14 protein-coding genes are annotated in these 19,257 nt (G+C 51.9%); 9 read left to right on the top strand and 5 right to left on the bottom strand.

What is annotated here, in order from left to right:
- Positions 1–13: 13 nt before the first annotated feature.
- The 3 genes from CFK45_RS05715 to ettA all read right to left on the bottom strand — a co-directional run bounded on the left by CFK45_RS05715 (position 14) and on the right by ettA (position 2,634).
- Positions 14–343, bottom strand: a complete 330-nt coding sequence (locus CFK45_RS05715) for a PilZ domain-containing protein (RefSeq protein WP_096085461.1) — start codon at positions 341–343, stop codon at positions 14–16.
- Positions 340–720: a PilZ domain-containing protein gene (locus CFK45_RS05710; RefSeq protein ID WP_096085460.1), complete on the bottom strand. Its 381-nt coding sequence runs from the start codon at positions 718–720 to the stop codon at positions 340–342. Before CFK45_RS05710 ends, CFK45_RS05715 begins: the two co-directional genes overlap by 4 nt.
- Before the next feature lie 249 nt (positions 721–969).
- On the bottom strand, positions 970–2,634 hold the full coding sequence (gene ettA / locus CFK45_RS05705) for an energy-dependent translational throttle protein EttA (RefSeq protein WP_096085459.1): 1,665 nt from the start codon (positions 2,632–2,634) through the stop codon (positions 970–972).
- A gap of 171 nt (positions 2,635–2,805) precedes the next feature.
- Between ettA and nhaA the strand changes: the two genes are divergently transcribed.
- The 8 genes from nhaA to CFK45_RS05665 all read left to right on the top strand — a co-directional run bounded on the left by nhaA (position 2,806) and on the right by CFK45_RS05665 (position 11,893).
- On the top strand, positions 2,806–4,014 hold the full coding sequence (gene nhaA / locus CFK45_RS05700; protein WP_096085458.1) for a Na+/H+ antiporter NhaA: 1,209 nt from the start codon (positions 2,806–2,808) through the stop codon (positions 4,012–4,014).
- Between the two features lie 303 nt (positions 4,015–4,317).
- Complete coding sequence (locus CFK45_RS05695) at positions 4,318–5,025, top strand: hypothetical protein (protein WP_143247485.1); 708 nt, start codon at positions 4,318–4,320, stop codon at positions 5,023–5,025.
- Positions 5,026–5,079: 54 nt separating this feature from the next.
- Entirely contained in the window at positions 5,080–5,733 is a 654-nt protein-coding gene (locus CFK45_RS05690; protein WP_096085456.1) for a hypothetical protein, read from the top strand.
- A gap of 334 nt (positions 5,734–6,067) precedes the next feature.
- Positions 6,068–6,616, top strand: a complete 549-nt coding sequence (locus tag CFK45_RS05685) for a DUF6436 domain-containing protein (RefSeq protein WP_096085455.1) — start codon at positions 6,068–6,070, stop codon at positions 6,614–6,616.
- Positions 6,617–6,626: 10 nt separating this feature from the next.
- A complete protein-coding gene (locus tag CFK45_RS05680) occupies positions 6,627–8,123 on the top strand; it encodes a methyl-accepting chemotaxis protein (protein WP_158224609.1) in 1,497 nt (498 codons plus the stop codon).
- A gap of 158 nt (positions 8,124–8,281) precedes the next feature.
- The gene (gene glyA, locus CFK45_RS05675; protein ID WP_096085453.1) at positions 8,282–9,547 is read left to right on the top strand and encodes a serine hydroxymethyltransferase; all 1,266 of its coding nucleotides are present in this window, start codon (positions 8,282–8,284) and stop codon (positions 9,545–9,547) included.
- A 334-nt stretch (positions 9,548–9,881) separates the two neighbouring features.
- Positions 9,882–10,193 (top strand): antibiotic biosynthesis monooxygenase family protein, encoded by a 312-nt coding sequence (locus CFK45_RS05670; protein WP_096085452.1) that lies wholly within the window; start codon positions 9,882–9,884, stop codon positions 10,191–10,193.
- A 176-nt stretch (positions 10,194–10,369) separates the two neighbouring features.
- A complete protein-coding gene (locus CFK45_RS05665; RefSeq protein ID WP_096085451.1) occupies positions 10,370–11,893 on the top strand; it encodes a DUF1214 domain-containing protein in 1,524 nt (507 codons plus the stop codon).
- A 248-nt stretch (positions 11,894–12,141) separates the two neighbouring features.
- Here the strand turns inward: CFK45_RS05665 and CFK45_RS05660 are convergent, their stop codons facing one another.
- Together CFK45_RS05660 and ppc are read right to left on the bottom strand one after the other, a co-directional pair.
- Complete coding sequence (locus CFK45_RS05660) at positions 12,142–13,962, bottom strand: 1-deoxy-D-xylulose-5-phosphate synthase (RefSeq protein WP_096085450.1); 1,821 nt, start codon at positions 13,960–13,962, stop codon at positions 12,142–12,144.
- A 23-nt stretch (positions 13,963–13,985) separates the two neighbouring features.
- A complete protein-coding gene (ppc, locus tag CFK45_RS05655; protein WP_096085449.1) occupies positions 13,986–16,607 on the bottom strand; it encodes a phosphoenolpyruvate carboxylase in 2,622 nt (873 codons plus the stop codon).
- A gap of 139 nt (positions 16,608–16,746) precedes the next feature.
- Between ppc and CFK45_RS05650 the strand changes: the two genes are divergently transcribed.
- On the top strand, positions 16,747–19,257 hold the full coding sequence (locus tag CFK45_RS05650) for a PAS domain S-box protein (RefSeq protein WP_143247484.1): 2,511 nt from the start codon (positions 16,747–16,749) through the stop codon (positions 19,255–19,257).

The following is a 19,257-nucleotide window of genomic DNA, read 5'->3' as shown; positions in this document are numbered from 1 at the left end:
GTGTTAACAGGCTCTAGGCAAGTTCATTGAGCAAGTCTTGCAGTGCTTGCTTTTGACTGCTGGAAAGCTCGCCAAAACGCAGGCCGAGGTAGTGTGCTTTTTGGTGGGCAATGCTTGCGTTGAGCTCGAGCTTTGTATGTTTGTTTAAGCTAATGAGCAGCTTAAGCTGCTCGCCGTTTTTTTGCTGCTGCGCTTCGAGCACGGCAATTAAAGCGCCGTGCTCACTGATATTAAGCAGGTGTGCTTCGATGCTTTTGGACTGCGCAGCATCGCCGTCTCGATTAAATACAGTCACGTAAGTTCGCAAACGAAAGCGCGGTTTTTGGCGCAGCTCGTGGCTCACTGGGTGCTCTCATGGCTGAATAAGAGTTCATCGAGCACTCGATCGGCGGCGCCTGCGTCGTCGATATTGAGCTCGATTAAGCGGCGCAAGTGACTGGCGCTTTCGACATCGAGGCTGACACAGTGAAAACCCAGATAGCGGTTGCTGCTGTGCACAAGCTCAACCTTCATCTGTATTTCAGTTTCTTTATTTAAAAAGATGCTGATGTCGACACCCTGGTCGGCGCGCAGCTCGTAGTTAGCTGGCGTTTTAAGCAGCACGCCTTTAAGGCTGATATCGACAAGTTGAGTGTGGCTGACACTCTCGCCCTGGGCGAGGGTCGCGGCGGTATCGAAGTTAACCCTGGTAAAGCGTCGACGTTCGCTTGAGTCTGACATGGCAATTCCCGGCCTGTGTACGCGTGCAGTTTACGCATACAGTGTAGATGGCCGGGAGCGCGCTTCGCAAATAGGGAAATGATTTTTTATGGGTGTTTTTTAAAGCTACTTTTTGCCCGTATCGCCGATTTTTTTTATTCGCAGTCTCAAGCGCAAAATAAAGGCGAGGGGCGATAGCCATTTCCCATTCGTTCCCTCACCTTTGTTTTGTTAACTGCCGTGTTCACTCTGAGTGGCCAACGGCTCGTGTTAAGCCTTAATCGGCTTATATTTCATGCGTTGAGGCTGGGCATTTTCGCCTTTGCGGGCGATAAAGTCGTCGTGGTACTCGCTGTAGTTGCCCTCAAAAAAGACCACTTCAGAATCGCCTTCGTAGGCGAGGATGTGAGTAGCCACACGATCGAGGAACCAGCGGTCGTGCGAGATAATCAAGGCCGAACCGGGGAAGGCTAAGATGGCTTCTTCAAGCGCGCGCAGGGTTTCAACGTCGAGGTCGTTTGACGGTTCATCAAGCAGCAGTACATTGGCGCCTTGTTTTAGGGTATTGGCCAGGTGCAGGCGACCGCGCTCACCACCGGAGAGTTCGCCGACGCGCTTTTGCTGATCAGAGCCTTTGAAGTTAAAACGGCCAACATAGGCGCGGCTTTGAACTTCGTAGTTGCCGATTTGCAAGATATCGGCGCCGCCGCTAATAGCCTGCCAGACACTGTCGTCGTCGTTGAGGCCTTCGCGACCCTGCTCAACGTAGGCAACCTTGACGGTTTCGCCGATGACCAGCTCACCGCTGTCCGGAGTTTCAGTGCCGTTAATCATGCGGAACAGGGTCGATTTACCGGCACCGTTGCCGCCGATAATGCCGACGATGGCACCTTTGGGCACAGTAAAACTTAAGTTTTCAATCAGTTGCCTATCGCCAAAACCTTTGCTGACATTATGAAATTCAATAACCTTGTCGCCGAGGCGCTCACCGGGTGGAATGTAGATCTCGTTGGTTTCGTTGCGAGACTGGAATTCCTGGCTTTGCATTTCTTCAAAACGAGACAGGCGCGCCTTGTTTTTCGCCTGGCGGCCTTTCGGGTTTTTGCGAACCCATTCCAATTCGGCTTTAACCGCTTTTTCACGCGCGGCTTCGCTGCGCTCTTCCTGGGCGAGTCGCGCTTCTTTTTGTTCAAGCCAGCTGCTGTAGTTGCCCTCGTAAGGGATACCGCGGCCGCGGTCGAGCTCGAGGATCCAGCCGGCGGCGTTGTCGAGGAAGTAGCGATCGTGGGTAATGGCAACCACGGTGCCGCTGAAGTCGGCGAGAAAGCGCTCGAGCCAGAAAACGGATTCGGCATCGAGGTGGTTAGTTGGCTCGTCGAGCAGCAGCATATCGGGGCGACTTAATAGCAGGCGGCACAGGGCTACCCGGCGTTTTTCACCGCCGGAGAGTTTGGCAATTTGGGCATCCCACGGCGGTAGGCGCAGGGCGTCGGCGGCAACTTCGAGCTTGTGCTCAAGATTGTGCGCATCCCAGGCTTGAATAACGTCTTCGTGCTTGGCCTGCTCTTTGGCGAGTTTGTCGAAGTCGGCGTCGGGCTCGGCATAGGCGGCGTAAACGGCATTGAGGCCCTCGAGCGCATCGATGGCTTCTTGCATGCCTTCTTCAACGTTGCCGCGCACGTCTTTGTCTTCGTTCAGCTGCGGCTCCTGGGGCAAGTAGCCGACTTTAATGTCGGGCATTGGCCGGGCTTCACCGATAATATCGGTGTCGATACCGGCCATAATACGCAGCAGGGTGGATTTACCTGCGCCGTTTAGGCCCAGTACGCCAATCTTGGCGCCGGGGAAAAAAGATAGGCTGATATCTTTTAAAATTTCGCGTTTGGGCGGTACGATTTTACCGACCCGGTTCATCGTATAAACGTATTGAGCCACGGGCTGTCCTCAGTAGGATCTGCAATAAAAAGAGTTGCGCGCAAGTTAGCGAAACTAGGGGATCAAAGCAAATTTTATGGTAGTTTTGTTGTCCTATGCTGAATTGGGCGCAACACCGCGCCGTGTCCGCGTTAGCGGGCTTAGGGAACTCTTTTAGTTTTGAGGCTTTGAATGAATCTTATTAAGCGTTATGTTCACCACCAATTGGCCGGCCCGGTACTGCTGTTCAGTGCCACGTTTTTGGCCTTGCTTTTTGCCAATGCGCCGCTGTTAAAACCCTATTACAAGCTGCTGCTCGACACCCCTGTGGTGGTGCAAGTCGGCGCGCTTGAAATTGCCAAGCCGCTGCTGCTGTGGGTCAACGATGGTTTGATGGCTTTCTTCTTTTTATTGGTTGGGCTCGAGTTAAAGCGCGAGTTTCTCGATGGCGAGTTAAGTGACAAGCGCAATATCATCTTGCCGGGGCTCGGTGCCATCGGCGGTATGGCCGCGCCGGCGCTTATTTATGTGTTGATCAATAAAGATAGCGAGTCTGCACTTTCGGGCTGGGCCATCCCCGCGGCGACGGATATTGCCTTTGCACTGGGGGTGTTGGCATTGCTCGGTTCGCGCGTGCCGCTAAGCTTAAAAGTGTTTTTAACCTCACTCGCAATTTTTGACGATGTCGGCGCCATCATCATTATTGCGATGTTTTACACCGCCAACATCAGTACCGAAGCACTGATTATTGCCGGCGTATGCACCGGTATTTTACTGGTTTTAAATCGCACAGGGGTTGCCAAGCTCGGGCCCTATACCGCCGTTGGTTTAGTGATGTGGGTGGCCTTGCTTAAATCCGGTGTGCACGCGACTTTAGCTGGCGTGCTGATCGCCATGTTTATCCCGATGCGAGACAGCGATAACCCTGAGCGTTCGCCGTTAAAAGCGCTTGAGCACGACCTGCACTCGACAGTGTTTTTGATCACGCTGCCGGTCTTTGCCTTTTGTAATGCAGGTATTAATTTTGCCAAAGTCGGCATTGATCAAGTTATGCACGGGGTGCCGCTTGGCATTGCTCTGGGCCTGTTTTTTGGTAAACAAATTGGCGTGCTGCTGTTCTGTATGTTGCCGGTGCTGTTTGGCTGGATCAAGTTGCCTCAGGGCATGAGCAAAATGAGCTTGTGGGGGGCGAGCGCCCTTTGCGGTATCGGTTTTACCATGAGTTTATTTATTGGCTCGCTGGCGTTTCAGGAGACCGGCATTAATATGGTTTTTGACGAGCGTCTCGGCATCTTGATGGGCTCGCTGGCCTCCGGCGTACTCGGCTTTATTATTTTGCACCGCTGCTTGCCAAAAGCCGAGCCCGGGGCGGAAAAAACACAGGCCGCCGCTTCGCACTAGCTTTTACTCCACTTATATACCTTGGCTCCCGGCGGGCGTTTTGTTTGCCGCTGGGAGCCTGGCTTGCTTCCGGCCTAAAACATGTCTTGCCCTGCACTCTAAGTCAGCTTGTGACAAAAACTTAAGTTTTTGGGCTTTCAGATTTGATCTATTTGCGTAAAAAATTTTTGAATGTCGTTAACTTTAAACAGCAGCTGGGATAAGCTCTTTGCTGGACATTGGTGTCGCGATACGTTTGACAGTGCCGCGGCCAGCCGCTTGGGGGGCGATGTCGAACTCGAAAACTTGATTAAGGACCGGATCATGAAAAAACCTCTCGCAATTAATACCTGCCTCAAAACGCTTGCTGTGTTCATTTCTGTTGCCGCACTTGCTGCGTGCTCTAAATCGGATGACAGCGAACCCACTGTGGTTGAACAAGAGCTGCTTGTCTCAGAAACACCTGTAGAGGTGGTGGTCGATGAGCGCCCTGAGGCCGAGTCGGCACGCGATGACATGCCGTATGTTTCGGCAACTTACGACTCCATTGTCACGGCGACCGTCAAGGCGGTTGACTATGACACTCGCGTGGTGACTTTGCTTGGTGAAGACGGCGGCGAGTTATCTATTGTGGTTAGCGACGATGCGCGCAATTTAAGTGAAGTTGTGGTCGGCGATGTTGTTACTGCGGAATATGTGACTACTGTTAGTTTTGAGCTGGTTGAAGCGGACGAGGTTGAGCTCGGTCAGGTAGATGCCGCGGCGATGGTGCGTGCAGAAGAAGGCCAGAAACCGGGTGTGGCGATGGTCGAAGAAAGCGCCGAAGCATTTGAAGTCAGTGCCATTAACCTTGAGAACAATACCTTTAAGTTGACCGATGTCGACGGTGTTGAGCAAGAGTACAGCGCGGCTAACCCGGAAAACCTGAAAAAAGCCAAAGTCGGTGACCGCTTAATTGTCTCAGTGTCAGAGGCTGTGGCCATCGATGTGACAGAGAACCCCGCTGTCGAAGTGATGGAAGCTGCTGAATAAGCATCAAAGCCGGGCGCAGCCCGGCGTTTTTTGTTAGAAAAAGGAAATACGTTCATGAATACTACCCGCCTTGTCGCCGTTGCTACTGTTATTGCCGTTATCAGTGCCTGCTCTGAGAAAGCCGCTGAGCCGGCTGCCCAACCACCCGTTGCTGATACCGCCACAGCTGCGCCGGTTGCGAACGATACGTCGGCGCTGGCTGACAAGCCGATGATTTCAACCACCGAGCAGAGTTACAAAAGCGCGACGGTAACGGCGTTAAATACCGCTACTCGCGAGCTTAGTTTTAAAACCGATGACGGTGCTGTTGGCACAGTTAAAGTCAGCTCTGCTTTGGAAAACCTCGGCGATATTAAGGTTGGCGATATTCTCGCAGCGCAGTACGAAACAGTGACCACCTATGAGGTGCGTGCGGGGCAGGGGGTGCGCCTCGATAAGGTTGAATCCGAGGTTATCGTCGGCTCGGAAGATGGTGAAGAGCCGGGTTTAGTTAAAATCGACGAGATGCAGGCAACCTTGTTAATCGCCGCGATCGATAGGGAAGCGGGCAATATCACTCTGAAGAATAAAGATGGTGAGACGGAGCTTGAAGCGGTAAACGATATGTCTAAGTTAAAGCACGTTAAAGCCGGTGATGTGCTGATTGTTACCAAAACAGAAACCATTGTTGCCGATATCGTTCCTCAAGAGGCCCTGAGCCTGCAGTAACTCACACTTTTAGCTGGGGCGGGCGCCCCCAGCTTGCGCAAAGATGCCCACTGAGCTGCAAGGCTTTTGGGGTAAAGCGGACGCGGGCCTTCTCGAGGCGGCGTAAACCTTCCACGAAGGCATCGCCGCCGCATTCGATCATTTTTCGGCGGTGCCCCTAACAAGCCCTTCTATTTTCATTTCTATTTGAGCTTCTAACTAAGCCTTAAGTTCTTCCTTGAGCTGCGGGCTTGTCGCTTGTGTTTCCTGTACAAAAAACGAACTTCGCGCCAAAGCTGAGCTACGCTTTAGATAGTGTTGAATGTGTTAATTCGCTCAGTGCCCCGGAAGAACTGTGTTATCTAATTTATGCGTCAAACAGCGCAAGCAGCTCGCTGCAGCCGTATTTTTGCTGTGGTTTTTGGCCGTATTGTGGGCTTTTTGGTTTTTTCAGTTTCGCCATTTTGGTGTTTTTGCAGCGGACTTAAATACATCTGTTCACGCAAATTTTGAGGCCGGCGCGTGGTTGAGCAGCACTTACGTTGGCGCGGCTCCTGAGGGCAGCATTGTTGTTCAACATTTTATCGATCCGGCTTGCCCTTGCAGCCGTTTCACTCACCGCCATGTGCTTGAGCTTGAACAGCGTTTTGTAGCCAAGCGTGTGTATTTTGAGCGCGCATCACAGTTAGCTCAGAGCTTGCAGCCGGAACAGGCACCAGCGGTTGCGATATGGGATGAACAGGGGCGCTTAGCCTATTTTGGCCCCTATAGTTCTGGGGTGTTTTGCGGCCAGGGGCGCGACTTTGTTGAGGCAACACTGCTGAATTTAGCGAAGGGTAGAAACCCTCGCTGGATTAACCACGATGTACTCGGTTGTTTTTGCCCTTGGGAAAACAAGGCTTAGCGGAGTTTTTATGAATGACTTAAGTGTATTACAGCAACACTACAAGCGCGCAGACAGAATTATGCTCGGTATTAATTACGGGCTTTTTGTTTATGCGCTTATTCTGGCGCCCTGGTTTGGCACCTGGTTTGAAGCGCTATTTATCGGTTTGAGCACGGTGTTGGCGCTGAGTTTTATATATTCCGTTGCCGGTGGCAGTGCGCTCAGTCGCATGGCCATGGCCGCGGCTTTTATGTTGATGACGGCGCTGCACATTCATCAAGCCCACGGCATGATAGAAATGCACTTTGGCGTTTTTGCTCTTTTGGCGATGTTGCTGTTCTACCGCGACTGGCTGCCGATCGTCGTTGCCGCAGCAGTAATTGCGGTGCACCACCTCGTATTTTTTTATATGCAAGCCGCAGGCGCCGACATTTGGGTGCTGCGCAGTACCGACGGCGGTGTCGGTATTATTTTCCTGCACGCGGCTTACGTGGTTGCCGAAACGGCACTGCTGCTGTGGTTCAGTCAGCAATTAAAGCGCGAAGCCATAGAGAGCCTGGAAATTATGGGGCTCAGCGATGCGATTGTCAGCGAGCAGTGCATCGATTTGAGCCTGCGCAGCTCGGGCTCAACCGCGCTGTTGCAGCGCTTTGATCGCTATACCCAGGATGTTGAGGATTTGGCGCGCGAGGTTAAAAAAAGTTCGGCGGCGCTCAGCAACGAAGGCCAGCAGTTAGCGAGTGTCACCGATGAGATAAGTTTGGTCTGCCAGACACAACAGCGTGAAACCGAATTAATTGCAACGGCGGTTGAGCAGATGAGTGCGGCGATAGGCGATGTTGCAAGTCACGCCAATGAGGCGGCAGAGGCTTCGCGCTCTGTTGATCAAAGTGCAACAGAAGCCGCGAGTGTCAGCAAACACACACAAGAGGCGGTTGAACAGCTAGCCACGGAAGTTAGCCACGCGGTTGAATCAATCGAGTCGTTAAATGAGCAGAGCAAACAGATCGGTGGTGTGCTTGATGTGATTCGCGGCATTGCCGAGCAGACTAACCTGCTTGCCTTAAATGCGGCGATCGAAGCTGCGCGCGCGGGGGATCAGGGGCGGGGTTTTGCTGTGGTTGCCGATGAAGTTAGAACCTTGGCTCAGCGCACTCAGCAGAGTACCGAAGAGATCGATAAGATGATTGAGCGCCTGCAGGCGGGCAGTCAGGGCGCCTGTTCGGTTATTGAGTCGAGCCGCTCCCAGGCCGAGCTCTGTGTCGACAATACCCGCAGCTCACAGACCTTAATGGATGAAACTAGCGCGGCAATCAAACATATCAACGATATGAATACCGTTATCGCCAATGCCGCGCACGAGCAAAGCCAGGTGGTTGGTGAAATAAGTAAGAATGTCAGCAATATTCGCGATGCAAGTAATAAGGCTGCGGAGGATTCAGTATCGGCGGCATCAAGCGCATCTGAGCTTAAGCACGTTGCCTCAGAACTCGATCAGGTGTCGAAAAAATTTAAGCTTTCTTAAGTGTTTAAAAACGGTTCTAGCGCTGCATTTGCTTTGGCTTAGCTCGCCTTAATACGGCGCAGGAAGAGGCTGCTAAGCCTGCATGATTGGTGTACAATGCGCGCCTTCTTGGCCCCGTGCCGCGACCCGTTTTCAGCCTTTACCACTTGAGGACAAGCATGTTTGATCCGAACCAAACTCTCGAAGCCTTTGATCCCGAAATCTTTCAAAGCATTCAAGACGAAAGCCGCCGTCAGGAAGAGCATATCGAACTGATTGCATCTGAAAACTACACCAGCCCTCTGGTTATGGTGGCTCAGGGTACTAAGTTGACCAACAAGTACGCTGAAGGTTATCCGAGCAAGCGCTACTACGGCGGCTGTGAGTATGTGGATAAGGCCGAGGCTCTGGCCATCGAGCGCGCCAAAGAACTCTTCGGCGCCGATTACGCCAACGTTCAGCCGCACAGTGGTTCGCAGGCGAACAATGCTGTTTACGCCGCTCTGTGTGAGCCAGGCGATACAGTACTCGGTATGAGCCTGGCCCACGGTGGCCACCTGACCCACGGTGCCAAAGTAAATTTCTCCGGTAAGGTCTATAACGCTGTTCAGTACGGCTTGAACCCAGAGACGGGTGAAGTGGATTACGACGAGATTCGTCAGCTGGCGCTTGAGCACAAACCCAAGATGATTGTTGCCGGTTTCTCCGCTTATTCGCAGATTCTCGACTGGCAGAAATTCCGCGATATCGCCGATGAAGTTGGCGCTTACCTGCTTGTTGATATGGCTCACGTTGCCGGTCTTGTTGCCGCTGGTGAGTACCCGTCTCCGGTGCAAATCGCCGACGTAACCACTTCGACCACACACAAAACCCTGCGCGGTCCTCGCGGCGGCATTATCCTCGCCAAGGCCAACGAAGAGATCGAGAAAAAACTGAACTCTGCAGTTTTCCCCGGTGGTCAGGGCGGCCCATTGATGCACGTTATTGCCGCAAAAGCGATCAGCTTTAAAGAGGCGATGAGCGATGAGTACAAGGCTTACCAGAAGCAGGTTGTTGTTAACGCTAAAGCGATGGCTAAAACCTTCCTTGAGCGCGGCATCAAGATTGTATCTGGCGGTACTGAAAACCATTTGATGCTGGTTGACCTGATCGGCAAAGAGTACTCCGGTAAAGATGCCGATGCCGCTCTGGGTGCAGCAAATATTACAGTGAATAAAAACTCGGTACCGAACGACCCGCGCTCTCCGTTTGTTACTTCTGGCTTACGTGTTGGTACCCCTGCGATCACTACCCGTGGTTTTGGTGAGCAAGAATGTGTGGATCTGGCGAACTGGATCTGCGATGTACTCGAAAGCCTTGAGAACGGTAATAGCGAAGAAGTAATCGCGGCGACTAAAGCTAAGGTGCTTGAAGTTTGTAAGAAGTTCCCTGTTTACGGAAACTAAGATTTTACGAGTTTTAAGTTTAGAAAGCGGCTCCTTCGGGAGCCGTTTTTGTTTGTAGCTCAAAAATGGCTCGATTGATGGCTTCGACTTGGGCCAGCGCTTTCAGCAGAGTCCAGCTGGACACGCCGTAAATATATCCCTATAGGCTCGACGACAGCTTCCATGCTGTCGACGGTCCCGCTGGTCTCTACTGAAATCACTTTCTAGCATTGAATTCTGGTTTAATGCTTTCAATGATTTGGGTGAAGAGAAAAGTATTCACCGCTTGATTAAGTTATTTTGATATCTGATTAATGCTTATCGATAAATTTAAAAGCTTCACGGAGTAGAGCTTATGTTAATCAACACACCAAAGCCCCCATATTACGCAGTAATTTTTAGCTCAGAATTAAGTGAGCAAGTTGAAGGTTATGCCGAAATGGCGGCGAGCATGGTTGAGCTTGCGGCTGAGCAAGACGGCTTTTTAGGCGCTGAATCCGCTCGCCAGGAAATCGGAATTACGGTTTCGTATTGGCGGGATTTGGAGGCGATAAAAGACTGGAAAGCAAATGCTGAGCATCTAGAGGCTCAGCGGCTTGGGCGTGATAAGTGGTATAAGGATTTTCGTGTGAGGATTGCCAAGGTAGAAAGAGACTACAGCTTGTAAGTCTTTGTGATGGGTTTGTCGTTCGAGTTGGTGCGCTTTTGGCGAGCCGAAGCGGGTTTAAAAAACGGCCATCGATCGAACGGTTTTAATGGTTTTACTGTGGTCGCACGATATAAGCTATGATCACTGCAGGTGCTTAAAGCTCTGTTAGCTATAATTCTAATGGAATTAATTAAATGAAAAAGTTACTTGTTGTTACTGTTCTCGCCGCCTTTTTTATATCGGGTAGCCTTATGGCTATAACGCCTACTAAAAATAATTTTAATGATACTGGTGATATCCTGGCTCGCGCTAAGCAGCATGCAGATATCGAGTACCAAATGATGGTGCAGCGTGCGACTCAGGCGGCCATTTACTACATGCCTGCAGTTGCTCAGGTGGACTTTATCAAGGCAAGCAAAAGAGCAGGGGGAGACTACGATACGGTTAATTTTGTAACAAAACCATTCGGCTCCGAAAAAGGCTTCCTGACCGCGAATGATACAACAGCCTATGCTTGGGGATCGATTTCTACCAAGAACGGTGCGATGGTGGTTGAAGTACCGCCAATGACGGATAAGATTGATTATTTCGGGTCTTTTATTTCAGCTTGGCACGTACCAATGATTGATGTGGGGTCAAAAGGTGCAGACGAGGGTAAGGGCGGAAAATACCTATTCCTACCGCCAAATTATGATGATAAATACGGCACCGTATCCCAGCTTGGTGCACAAGGCTTTATTGTTGTTCCTGGCATGGATGGGCACGATGTTTCTTATTCGTTCCGCCCGACTTTATTGAACGGTGCTACTCACGCTGATGCTGGTGAACATGCGAAAGGTATTAAAGTTTATTCACTAAAAGAAGCTGTTGATGGCGATATAAAACCGACAAAATATCTGGATGTGACGGAGCTTCATTATGATTGTCTGCCGTATTACAACATGACATTCATCGAAGATATTAACGATGTGGTACAAAATAACCCGATACGAGAAAAAGATCGCGCGATATACTCCATGCTGCAAAGCATCGGCATCAAAAAAGGTGAACCGTTCAAGCCAACGCCACTGCAGAAGAAAGCTGCATTGGAAGGTTTGGAGCTTGCTTACTCATACATGCAAAAAAAATTCGTGACGGAAGGTGAAACTGTTGCTCCGCTGTGGGTTAAAGATGGGGAGAAAATATCCGAGTGGTCATTTTGGAATTTCGGGCAACAGGCTCAGATGGGGTTCCCGTTTGAAGATGATGAAGAGATTTTGATCGACAAGCGTGCCGCAACGTATTTCTATGTTACATTTTTGCCTAGCAAACTTGGTGGCGCTACTTTTTATCTGACTGGTCTGCGAGACAGCGACGGAAATTTACTTAATGGTGATGATACCTACAAACTGAATGTTCCGGCTGATGTACCTGCAAAGGATTTTTGGTCAGCGATCGTATATAACATGGAAACCAAGAACTTCAACCGAGGTGTGAATCGTGTAGGAGCCTCAACCAAAGACCTAGGAAAGATGGTTAAGAATAAAGATGGGTCTGTTGATATTTATTATGCACCTAATTTAGATGAAGTACCAAAGGGCTTTGAGGCCAATTGGGTGACGACCGAGAGCGCTACCGATGCGAATGATTGGTTCTTCTTGTTTCGCTTATACCGCCCAGAAACTAAGGATTGGTTTAAGACGTGGATGCTCGGGGACGTTGAAAATATTTCCAAATAATGTGCAGTAAAGGGCTCTCTTGGGAGCCCTTATTCTCATGAGCGGCTCGGGGCAATAGACCCTGCGTGTCTTGGAGTTTTGATAGCTACAGTTGTGTCAAAAGCTTATAACAGATTGCTCAAGAGGGGGGGTAAGCACCCATATTACTCATAAAAAGTAGATGCCTTATTACATTAGGTCGAATCTAGATGGCAGGTGAGCTTTTTAAGAGCTTATTAACGAACAGCAACAGCGCTACTAGGCTGTTGTTAGCGGTGATTTAATCGGTCTAGGATTTTTTGTTTAATGCTTGTCTTATCAAGCCCCTGCTGAACAAGCAGTTCTGAGCGTTTACCGTGCTCTATAAAGCGATCTTCATAGCCAAGTGTTAAGAGTTTACAGTGGCTGTTTATAGTGTGAAGAAACTCGCCAACCGCTGAGCCTGCGCCACCGGCCTTGCTGCCGTCTTCAAGGCTCACTATCAGCTCGTAGTCCCGGCTTATATTCTGTATACACTCAGTGTCGAGTGGTTTCAGCCAGCGCATATCAACAAGGCCGTAGTTTTGGTTTTTGGCCAGTTCGATGGTTTCTATTAATAAGCTTCCGAAGTTAAGTATGCACACTTGTTGGCCTTGCCTCAAAATATGGGCTTTGCCTATTTCAGCTGGAGTGGAGCCCAGGTCTAATTCGGCGGCCAAACCTCTCGGGTAGCGAATAGCAGCCGGGCCTTGGTGATTGTAAGTCGCATCGAGTAATAACTGCGCTTCTTGTTTACAGCTTGGCACGGCAATAACAAGGTTTGGTATGCAGCGCAAAAAACTCAAATCAAAACTGCCGTGGTGAGTGGCGCCGTCTTCGCCGACTAAACCGGCCCTATCGATGGCGATAGTGACGTCGAGTTGTTGCAGGGCGACGTCGTGGATTAATTGGTCGTAGGCGCGCTGTAAAAAACTCGAGTACATCGCCAGCACCGGTTTCTGCCCGCGACAGGCGAGGCCGGCGGCGAAGGTCATTGCGTGTTGTTCGGCAATGGCGACATCAAAGTAGCGCTCGGGGAAGGTTTTGGCGAATTGCACAAGGCCGGAGCCCTCTCGCATTGCCGCAGTAATAGCGATTAAGCGCTTATCTTCTTTGGCTTTCTGGCACAGCCACTGGCCAAAAATATCCTGATATTTGATACCTTTCGCTTTGGGTGCAGGCTTGGTTTTGGATTCAATTTTGGTTAATGCATGGTAGGCAACGGGGTCATCAACGGCGGGGGCAAAACCGCGGCCTTTTTGTGTGCGAATATGTAAAAGGCTTGGCCCCTGTTTTTTTAGTAATTTTTTTATGCGGCTAATTAACAGCGTTAGGTTGTGCCCATCAATTGGGCCGCTGTAATTCAGGCCGAGGTCTTCAAATAAATTGGCTGAATTTATTAAAGGCGCTTCACTGCTTTCAACAACCGGGCTTAAGCCGCGCATCTTGCGCTCTAAATACGATGCAAGCCCACCTTCATTAGCGCTGATGCTCATGCTGTTGTCGTTGAGCACAATCAACATATTTGCTTTGCAGTGAGCGGCGTGGTTGATGGCTTCAAAGGCCATGCCTGCGGTCATTGCACCATCGCCGATAACGGCAACACTGTGGCTGGCCTGTTGCTGCTCTGTTTGTTGTTTAACCTGCTGTTTTTTCGCTAGGGCCATACCGAGGGCGGCGCTAATGGATGTAGAGCTGTGGCCGGTACCAAAACTGTCGTAGAGGCTTTCGTCGCGGGCGGGAAACGGCGCGAGGCCGTGCTGTTGGCGGACGGTGTTTAAAGCGTCGCGCCGGCCAGTCAGAATTTTGTGGGGGTAGGCCTGGTGGCCAACGTCCCAGATCAGGTCGTCCTCTGGGCAGTTCAGCACATAGTGCAGGGCGATGGTCAGCTCTATAACGCCAAGGCCGGCGCCAAAGTGGCCGCCGGTCTGGCTAACGCTGTAGATTAAGAAGTGGCGCAGTTCGGTCGCCAGGGTTTCCAGTTCGGCCTCGCTCAGCGCCTTTAGATCAGCTGGCTCGTTTATGCGATCGAGCAGCGGTGTCGGCGGGCGCTGGGCGGGCAGCTCAGTCATCTGGGGGGCTATGCAACACGAGCTTAGCCCGTGTTGCGCATTCCGGCGCTGATGCCGGCCATGGTGACTTTGAGTGCACGTTCGAGCTCTTCGCTCATTTCACCGGCGAGGCGCTCGCGTTTGAGCAGCTCGGCCTGCAAATAGTTGAGCGGATCAACATAGGGTTTGCGCACATTGATTGAGGTTTGCAGCAGCGGGTCGCTGTCGAGGCAGTCGTTCTGCTGTTTGATCTCGTTGAGCTTGTCTTCGAGTGCCTGCAGGTCGCGGCGCAGCTCGTCGCCAAGCTCGTGTAGCTCGCCGTCGACCAGTTGCTGCTCGTAGTGGGCACAAATTGCTGTGTCGGCCTTGCCGACCACCATTTCAAGCAGGTCAATAAAGCTCGAGAAGAAGGTCCAGTTTTCGAGCATGTCTTTAAAGGTTTCAGGCTGCTCTTGTTCTGCGTAAACAATGGCCTGGTACACGCCTAGCCAGCTGGGCAAGTTTAAGCGCACTTGCATCCACGCAAACACCCACGGAATTGCACGCAAGCTTTCAACGCCGCCGCTGGCCTTGCGTTTGGCTGGGCGCGAGCCGATGGCGAGTTTGCCGAGCTCCTGCTCGGGGGTCAGGCTGCGGAAATACGGTACAAAGCTCGGGTGTTCACGCACGATGCCGCGGTAAGCTTTGAGGCTGACCTGGGCCATTTCGGCGATTAAATCGCGCCAGGCTTGCTTGGGCGCCGGGCTTGGTTTGAGGCTGGCGCGCAGCGTCGCACAGACGTAGGTGCGCAGGCTGTTAAAGGCCACCGAAGGCATGCCGAGCTTGTAGCGAATCATTTCACCCTGTTCGGTAACGCGGATGCGGCCGCGCACAGAACCGGGAGGTTGAGAGGCCATGGCTTTTTCAACCGGGCCGCCACCGCGCCCGACCGTACCGCCGCGACCGTGGAAGAGGGTCAGGTTTATTTCATACTGCTCTGCCAGTTCAACCAGCTTTTCCTGGGCTTGGTACTGGGCCCACGTTGCGGCGAGTTTACCGGCGTCTTTGGCGCTGTCGCTGTAACCGATCATGACACATTGGTCACCGGCGGTGTACTGCTGGTACCAGTGCATCTGCCACAGGGTATTCATGACCGAAGCGGCGCGATTTAAGTCGTCGAGGGTTTCAAACAGGGGCACCACTGGCATGTTCCAGCTGACGCCACTTTCTTTTAGCAGCAGGGCAACGGCAAGTACGTCCGAGGCTTGTTCGGCCATTGAAATGACGTAGTGGCTCAGGCATTCACGGGGTTGCTCGGCAATCACTTTGCAGGTGTCGAGCACTTCTTTGCTGTCTTCACTGACGGGCCACTTGGCGGGCAGCAGCGGGCGCTTGCTCTGCAGAGCGTCGAGCAAAAACTGCTGGCGCTGGCTCTCGTCCCACTCGCGGTAGGAGCCGAGCTCGAGATATTGGCACAGCTCGTCGAGTACTTGAACGTGGCGGTCGCCGTCCTGGCGTACATCGACGGGGCTGAGGTTGATGCCAAAGGCGTGCACACGGCGGATGGTGTCCATCATCGGGCCGTTGGCGATGCGGCTTAAGCCCTTGCTACACAGCGAGCTGTGGGCGAGCATCAGGGTATCGAGGATGTCGCTCTTTTTCTCGATCAGGTCGGCCGGGGCCGCGACGGTTTCGCCGTCGATGCTGGCTTTGAGCCAGGCGCGGCTGCGCGCCAGGCGCTCGCGCAACTGATCAATCAGGTCGCGGTACGGCGTGCTCGACTCGGGGTCGTTTAACTGGCTGCGCAGTTCGTCAGTTGCCGCGCTCATACTCAGGCTTGCGACCAGTTCGTCGAGATCCTTGAGGTAGAGGCGGGTGGCGCGGGCGCGGCCGATCAGAATCACCTGGCGGGTGACGTCGTGGGTGACATTGGGGTTGCCGTCGCGGTCGCCGCCCATCCACGAGCAAAAACTAAATGGTGCCGAGTCCATCGCCAGCGGCTCGCCGAGGCGATCTTCGCAGATGCGGTTGAGGTGGCGGATAAAGTCGGGCACAGCCTCCCACAGGCTGAACTCGATAACCGAGAAACCGCCGCGCGCTTCGTCGATCGCGGTCGGCCGCTTAAAGCGAATCTCATCGGTGGTCCAAATTTCGTCGATCAAGCGGGCCAGGCTCTCTTGCAGCTTGTTGCGATCGGAAGCGTGCACCTTCTGGTGATCGAGCTGGTCGAGAATGCTGTGAATATTGTTGTACTTGCGTATCAGGGTGCGGCGGCTGACTTCCGTCGGGTGGGCGGTAAGCACCAGGTTGATATTCAGTTCGCGAATGGCCTTGGCCAGGTTCTGCTGGCTGTGTTCTTCGCTGAGTTCACTGAGGATGCCGCGCAAGCTGTCGGCGGGTTGTACTTTGGTGCTGCAGGTGTACTGTTGGTCGGCGATGTTGCTCAGGTTCAAAAACTGAGTGAAGGCACGTGCCAGCGGCAGGATGTCCGAGTCTTTGAGCTTGGTTAAGGAATCAATCAGTGGTTGATAGTCGACTTCCTGAGCCTCGGCCAGCTGTTTACTAATGTGCCGGATCTCTTCAATCGTGTTGAATAGGCCCTCGCCTTCTTGTTCGCTGATAACTTGGCCAAGTTGCTCACCAAGCATACGCACATTGTCGCGTAGTGATTCAGGCAGCTGCTGCATGCTAACTCCAAAGTTTAACGGGAGCGCAATTGTACGTGAATTAACGCCACCCTGCAGCTTCGTCTGCGGCCCGGGCTGCGCTTGGGGCCCGCTGCTGGCGAGCGCCTGCGGCCTCTTCTATTCTTTGATGTAGCTGCCTGTGCAGCCACTCATTCCAGTTGCCCGGGTCTGCATGCTCAAATCCTTGCGTCTCAGCCAAAAAATTAGCCTGTTGGCACTGGTTTGCGTTTTGCCGCTGATGTCATTGCTCGCTTTGATGCAATTTGAGCAGCGCAGCCAGCAGCGGGCCGAGCGCGACCAGTTATTATTTGATCAGCTTGATTTTAGCCTGAGGGCGGAGCTTGATCGCCAGCTCGACAGCGCCAAGCTTAGCTCGCGCTTGTTAGCCCAGTTGTTAAGCAATAAAAATCACGGCAGTAACGAAGATTGGGTTTATGAGTTAAAAGCTTTGGCCTCAAGGGTTGATTTTGTCTTTGCACCGGAGTCAATTTTTGTTGTTAACGCCATGGGGCGAATTGAGCTCGGTTTAGTCGATGCAAGCTTTGAAGCTGCTTTGCAAAGGGCGCTGACAAAACTGGCAACGCAGTGGGCCGAACAGAGTGTGCTGAGCTTTTCCGGTGACACTTACCTGTTGACCTTGAGCCGTTTTGCTTCAGGTACTCAAACTCGCTGGTTGCTCTATGTCACCAACCTCAGTGAGCCGCTAGCGCAATTTGGCGACGAGTTGAGTTTTATCCCATTTAATTATGTAGAACTAAAAACTGCAGCTGGGGTTGAGTTGCTGCGACGCGGCCACTTGGGTGAAACTGGCGAGTTCGAGACTTACAGGCGTGAATACCAGCTTGCAGGTCAGCAGTTTTATTTGAACTTCAGCCCAGCAGGCGCCGAGGCTTATCAGCGTTCACTGCAGAGAAGCTGGCTGTTGATGTTATTGCTGCTAGTGCTGTTCTGCCTGGCCCTGGCTTTTGGCCTTAAGCGTATTTTATTAAATCGCATTAAACAGCTAAACCGGGTGACCGGGGCGTTTGCCCAAGGCGACTACGAGCAGCGGGCAAATATTAACGGTGCTGATGAGCTCGCCCAGCTCGGCAATGTTATCAACAGCATGTGTGCTGAAATATCTCAGGCTCAACTCTACTTAAAGAAAATGGTTGAGGTGCGAACGCGCCAGGCTAAACAGGCGGCCGAGCGCCTGCAGGCGATTTTATCGTCGGTCAGCGATGCCATTATTTCGATCAGTGAAACGGGCGAGATTCTCTCGTTTAATCGCGCTGCCGAAAAAATGTTTGGATATGCCGAGCAAGATGCCCTGGGGAAAAGTGTCAATATGCTGATGCCGTTTCACTACTCGGTACACCACGATAGATATGTCGCTGAAGCCGGTGTGCAAAAAGATAAAATGAGGAGTATTCGCTCGAAAGAGCGCGAGCTCGAAGGCAAGCGCCAAAGTGGTGAGAGCTTTCCCGTTTCAATAATGGTTGCGCGCGCAAGCTCAGATGGCGAGTGGTTTTTTACCGGGGTTCTCAGAGATCTTACCGAGCAGCGAGCCACCGAGCGCAAGCTAGCGGAAAAAGAACGCCTGCTCAACACGGCTATTCACACCTCATCTCAGGCTTTTGCAATTGTCAGCCCGGAAGGTTATTTGCTGGAAGTAAACGAGGCCATGTGTCACTGGCTAAATTACGACGCTGAAGAACTGTTAAAGATGAGTTTGGTTGATATTGTTGCCCAGCGGCATCGCACGGCAGCGCGCTCAGGGCTTGCCAAAATGCGAGAGGGCGAGCTGCGCAATATTACCCGTGAAGAGCAGTATATTAAACGCGGCGGTGTTTCGATCTGGGGGTTGATGTCGACCACCGCAGTGCTCGATGAAGACGGTGGCGTTTTACTGTTTGTCACTCAAATAAGTGATATCGACCAGAGCAAAGCGCTGGCGCTGGAGTTAGAGCGGCGCAATCTTGAACTTGAGCGAAGCAATGCCGATCTCGACCAGTTTGCTTATATCGCTTCCCACGACCTTAAGTCGCCACTAAATGCTATTAAAAAAATCGCAAGTTGGATAGAAGAAGACAGCGCGGCGCAACTAAATGATTCGAGTCGAGAAAATTTACAATTACTTAAAAGTCGCGCCGACCGAATGATGACGCTGCTAAATGATTTATTACTTTATAGTCGTGTTGCCCGCTTCGAGCGCAAGTCGGAATTTATCGACTTAAACCAACTGTGCCTCGGTATTTTTGACATCCTCGACAAGCCCGATGATTTTGAGCTGCAAGTTGAGAAGGCCGAACTTAACTTACCGCGTGTGCCGCTGGAGCTGGTGCTGCGCAACTTGATGAGCAACGCGATCAAGCACCACGATCAAAACAAGGGCTGGATTAAAGTTAGCCTCGGTCGGGAACGTCGCTATTATGTGATTCGTGTTGCCGATAATGGCCCAGGTATTCAACCGGAGCTGCAAAACAAAGCGCTGGAAATGTTTCAGACACTCAAGCCGCGAGACAGCATAGAAGGTAGCGGCATGGGCCTTGCTTTAGTTAAAAAAACAATAGAGCACTTTGGCGGTCACGTAGAAATTGAGTCGGACGGCAGCCGGGGAACGACGGTTGTACTCTATTGGCCTGTGCAGAACGAGGCATTGGAAGAATAA

Origin of the sequence: Agaribacterium haliotis, from assembly GCF_002312815.1 — a bacterium.
In the GTDB taxonomy this organism is placed as follows: Bacteria; Pseudomonadota; Gammaproteobacteria; order Pseudomonadales; family Cellvibrionaceae; genus Agaribacterium; species Agaribacterium haliotis.
This window is presented reverse-complemented; position numbering and strand designations above follow the sequence as displayed.

What these genes read in the sequence shown, in the direction of transcription:
- CFK45_RS05665 (WP_096085451.1), top strand. Translation starts at nt 10,370, where the DNA reads ATGAAAAAGTTACTTGTTGTTACTGTTCTCGCCGCCTTTTTTATATCG.
- ppc (WP_096085449.1), bottom strand. Translation starts at nt 16,607, where the DNA reads ATGCAGCAGCTGCCTGAATCACTACGCGACAATGTGCGTATGCTTGGT.
- CFK45_RS05695 (WP_143247485.1), top strand. Translation starts at nt 4,318, where the DNA reads ATGAAAAAACCTCTCGCAATTAATACCTGCCTCAAAACGCTTGCTGTG.
- CFK45_RS05710 (WP_096085460.1), bottom strand. Translation starts at nt 720, where the DNA reads ATGTCAGACTCAAGCGAACGTCGACGCTTTACCAGGGTTAACTTCGAT.
- CFK45_RS05660 (WP_096085450.1), bottom strand. Translation starts at nt 13,962, where the DNA reads ATGACTGAGCTGCCCGCCCAGCGCCCGCCGACACCGCTGCTCGATCGC.
- nhaA (WP_096085458.1), top strand. Translation starts at nt 2,806, where the DNA reads ATGAATCTTATTAAGCGTTATGTTCACCACCAATTGGCCGGCCCGGTA.
- CFK45_RS05680 (WP_158224609.1), top strand. Translation starts at nt 6,627, where the DNA reads ATGAATGACTTAAGTGTATTACAGCAACACTACAAGCGCGCAGACAGA.
- glyA (WP_096085453.1), top strand. Translation starts at nt 8,282, where the DNA reads ATGTTTGATCCGAACCAAACTCTCGAAGCCTTTGATCCCGAAATCTTT.
- CFK45_RS05670 (WP_096085452.1), top strand. Translation starts at nt 9,882, where the DNA reads ATGTTAATCAACACACCAAAGCCCCCATATTACGCAGTAATTTTTAGC.
- CFK45_RS05690 (WP_096085456.1), top strand. Translation starts at nt 5,080, where the DNA reads ATGAATACTACCCGCCTTGTCGCCGTTGCTACTGTTATTGCCGTTATC.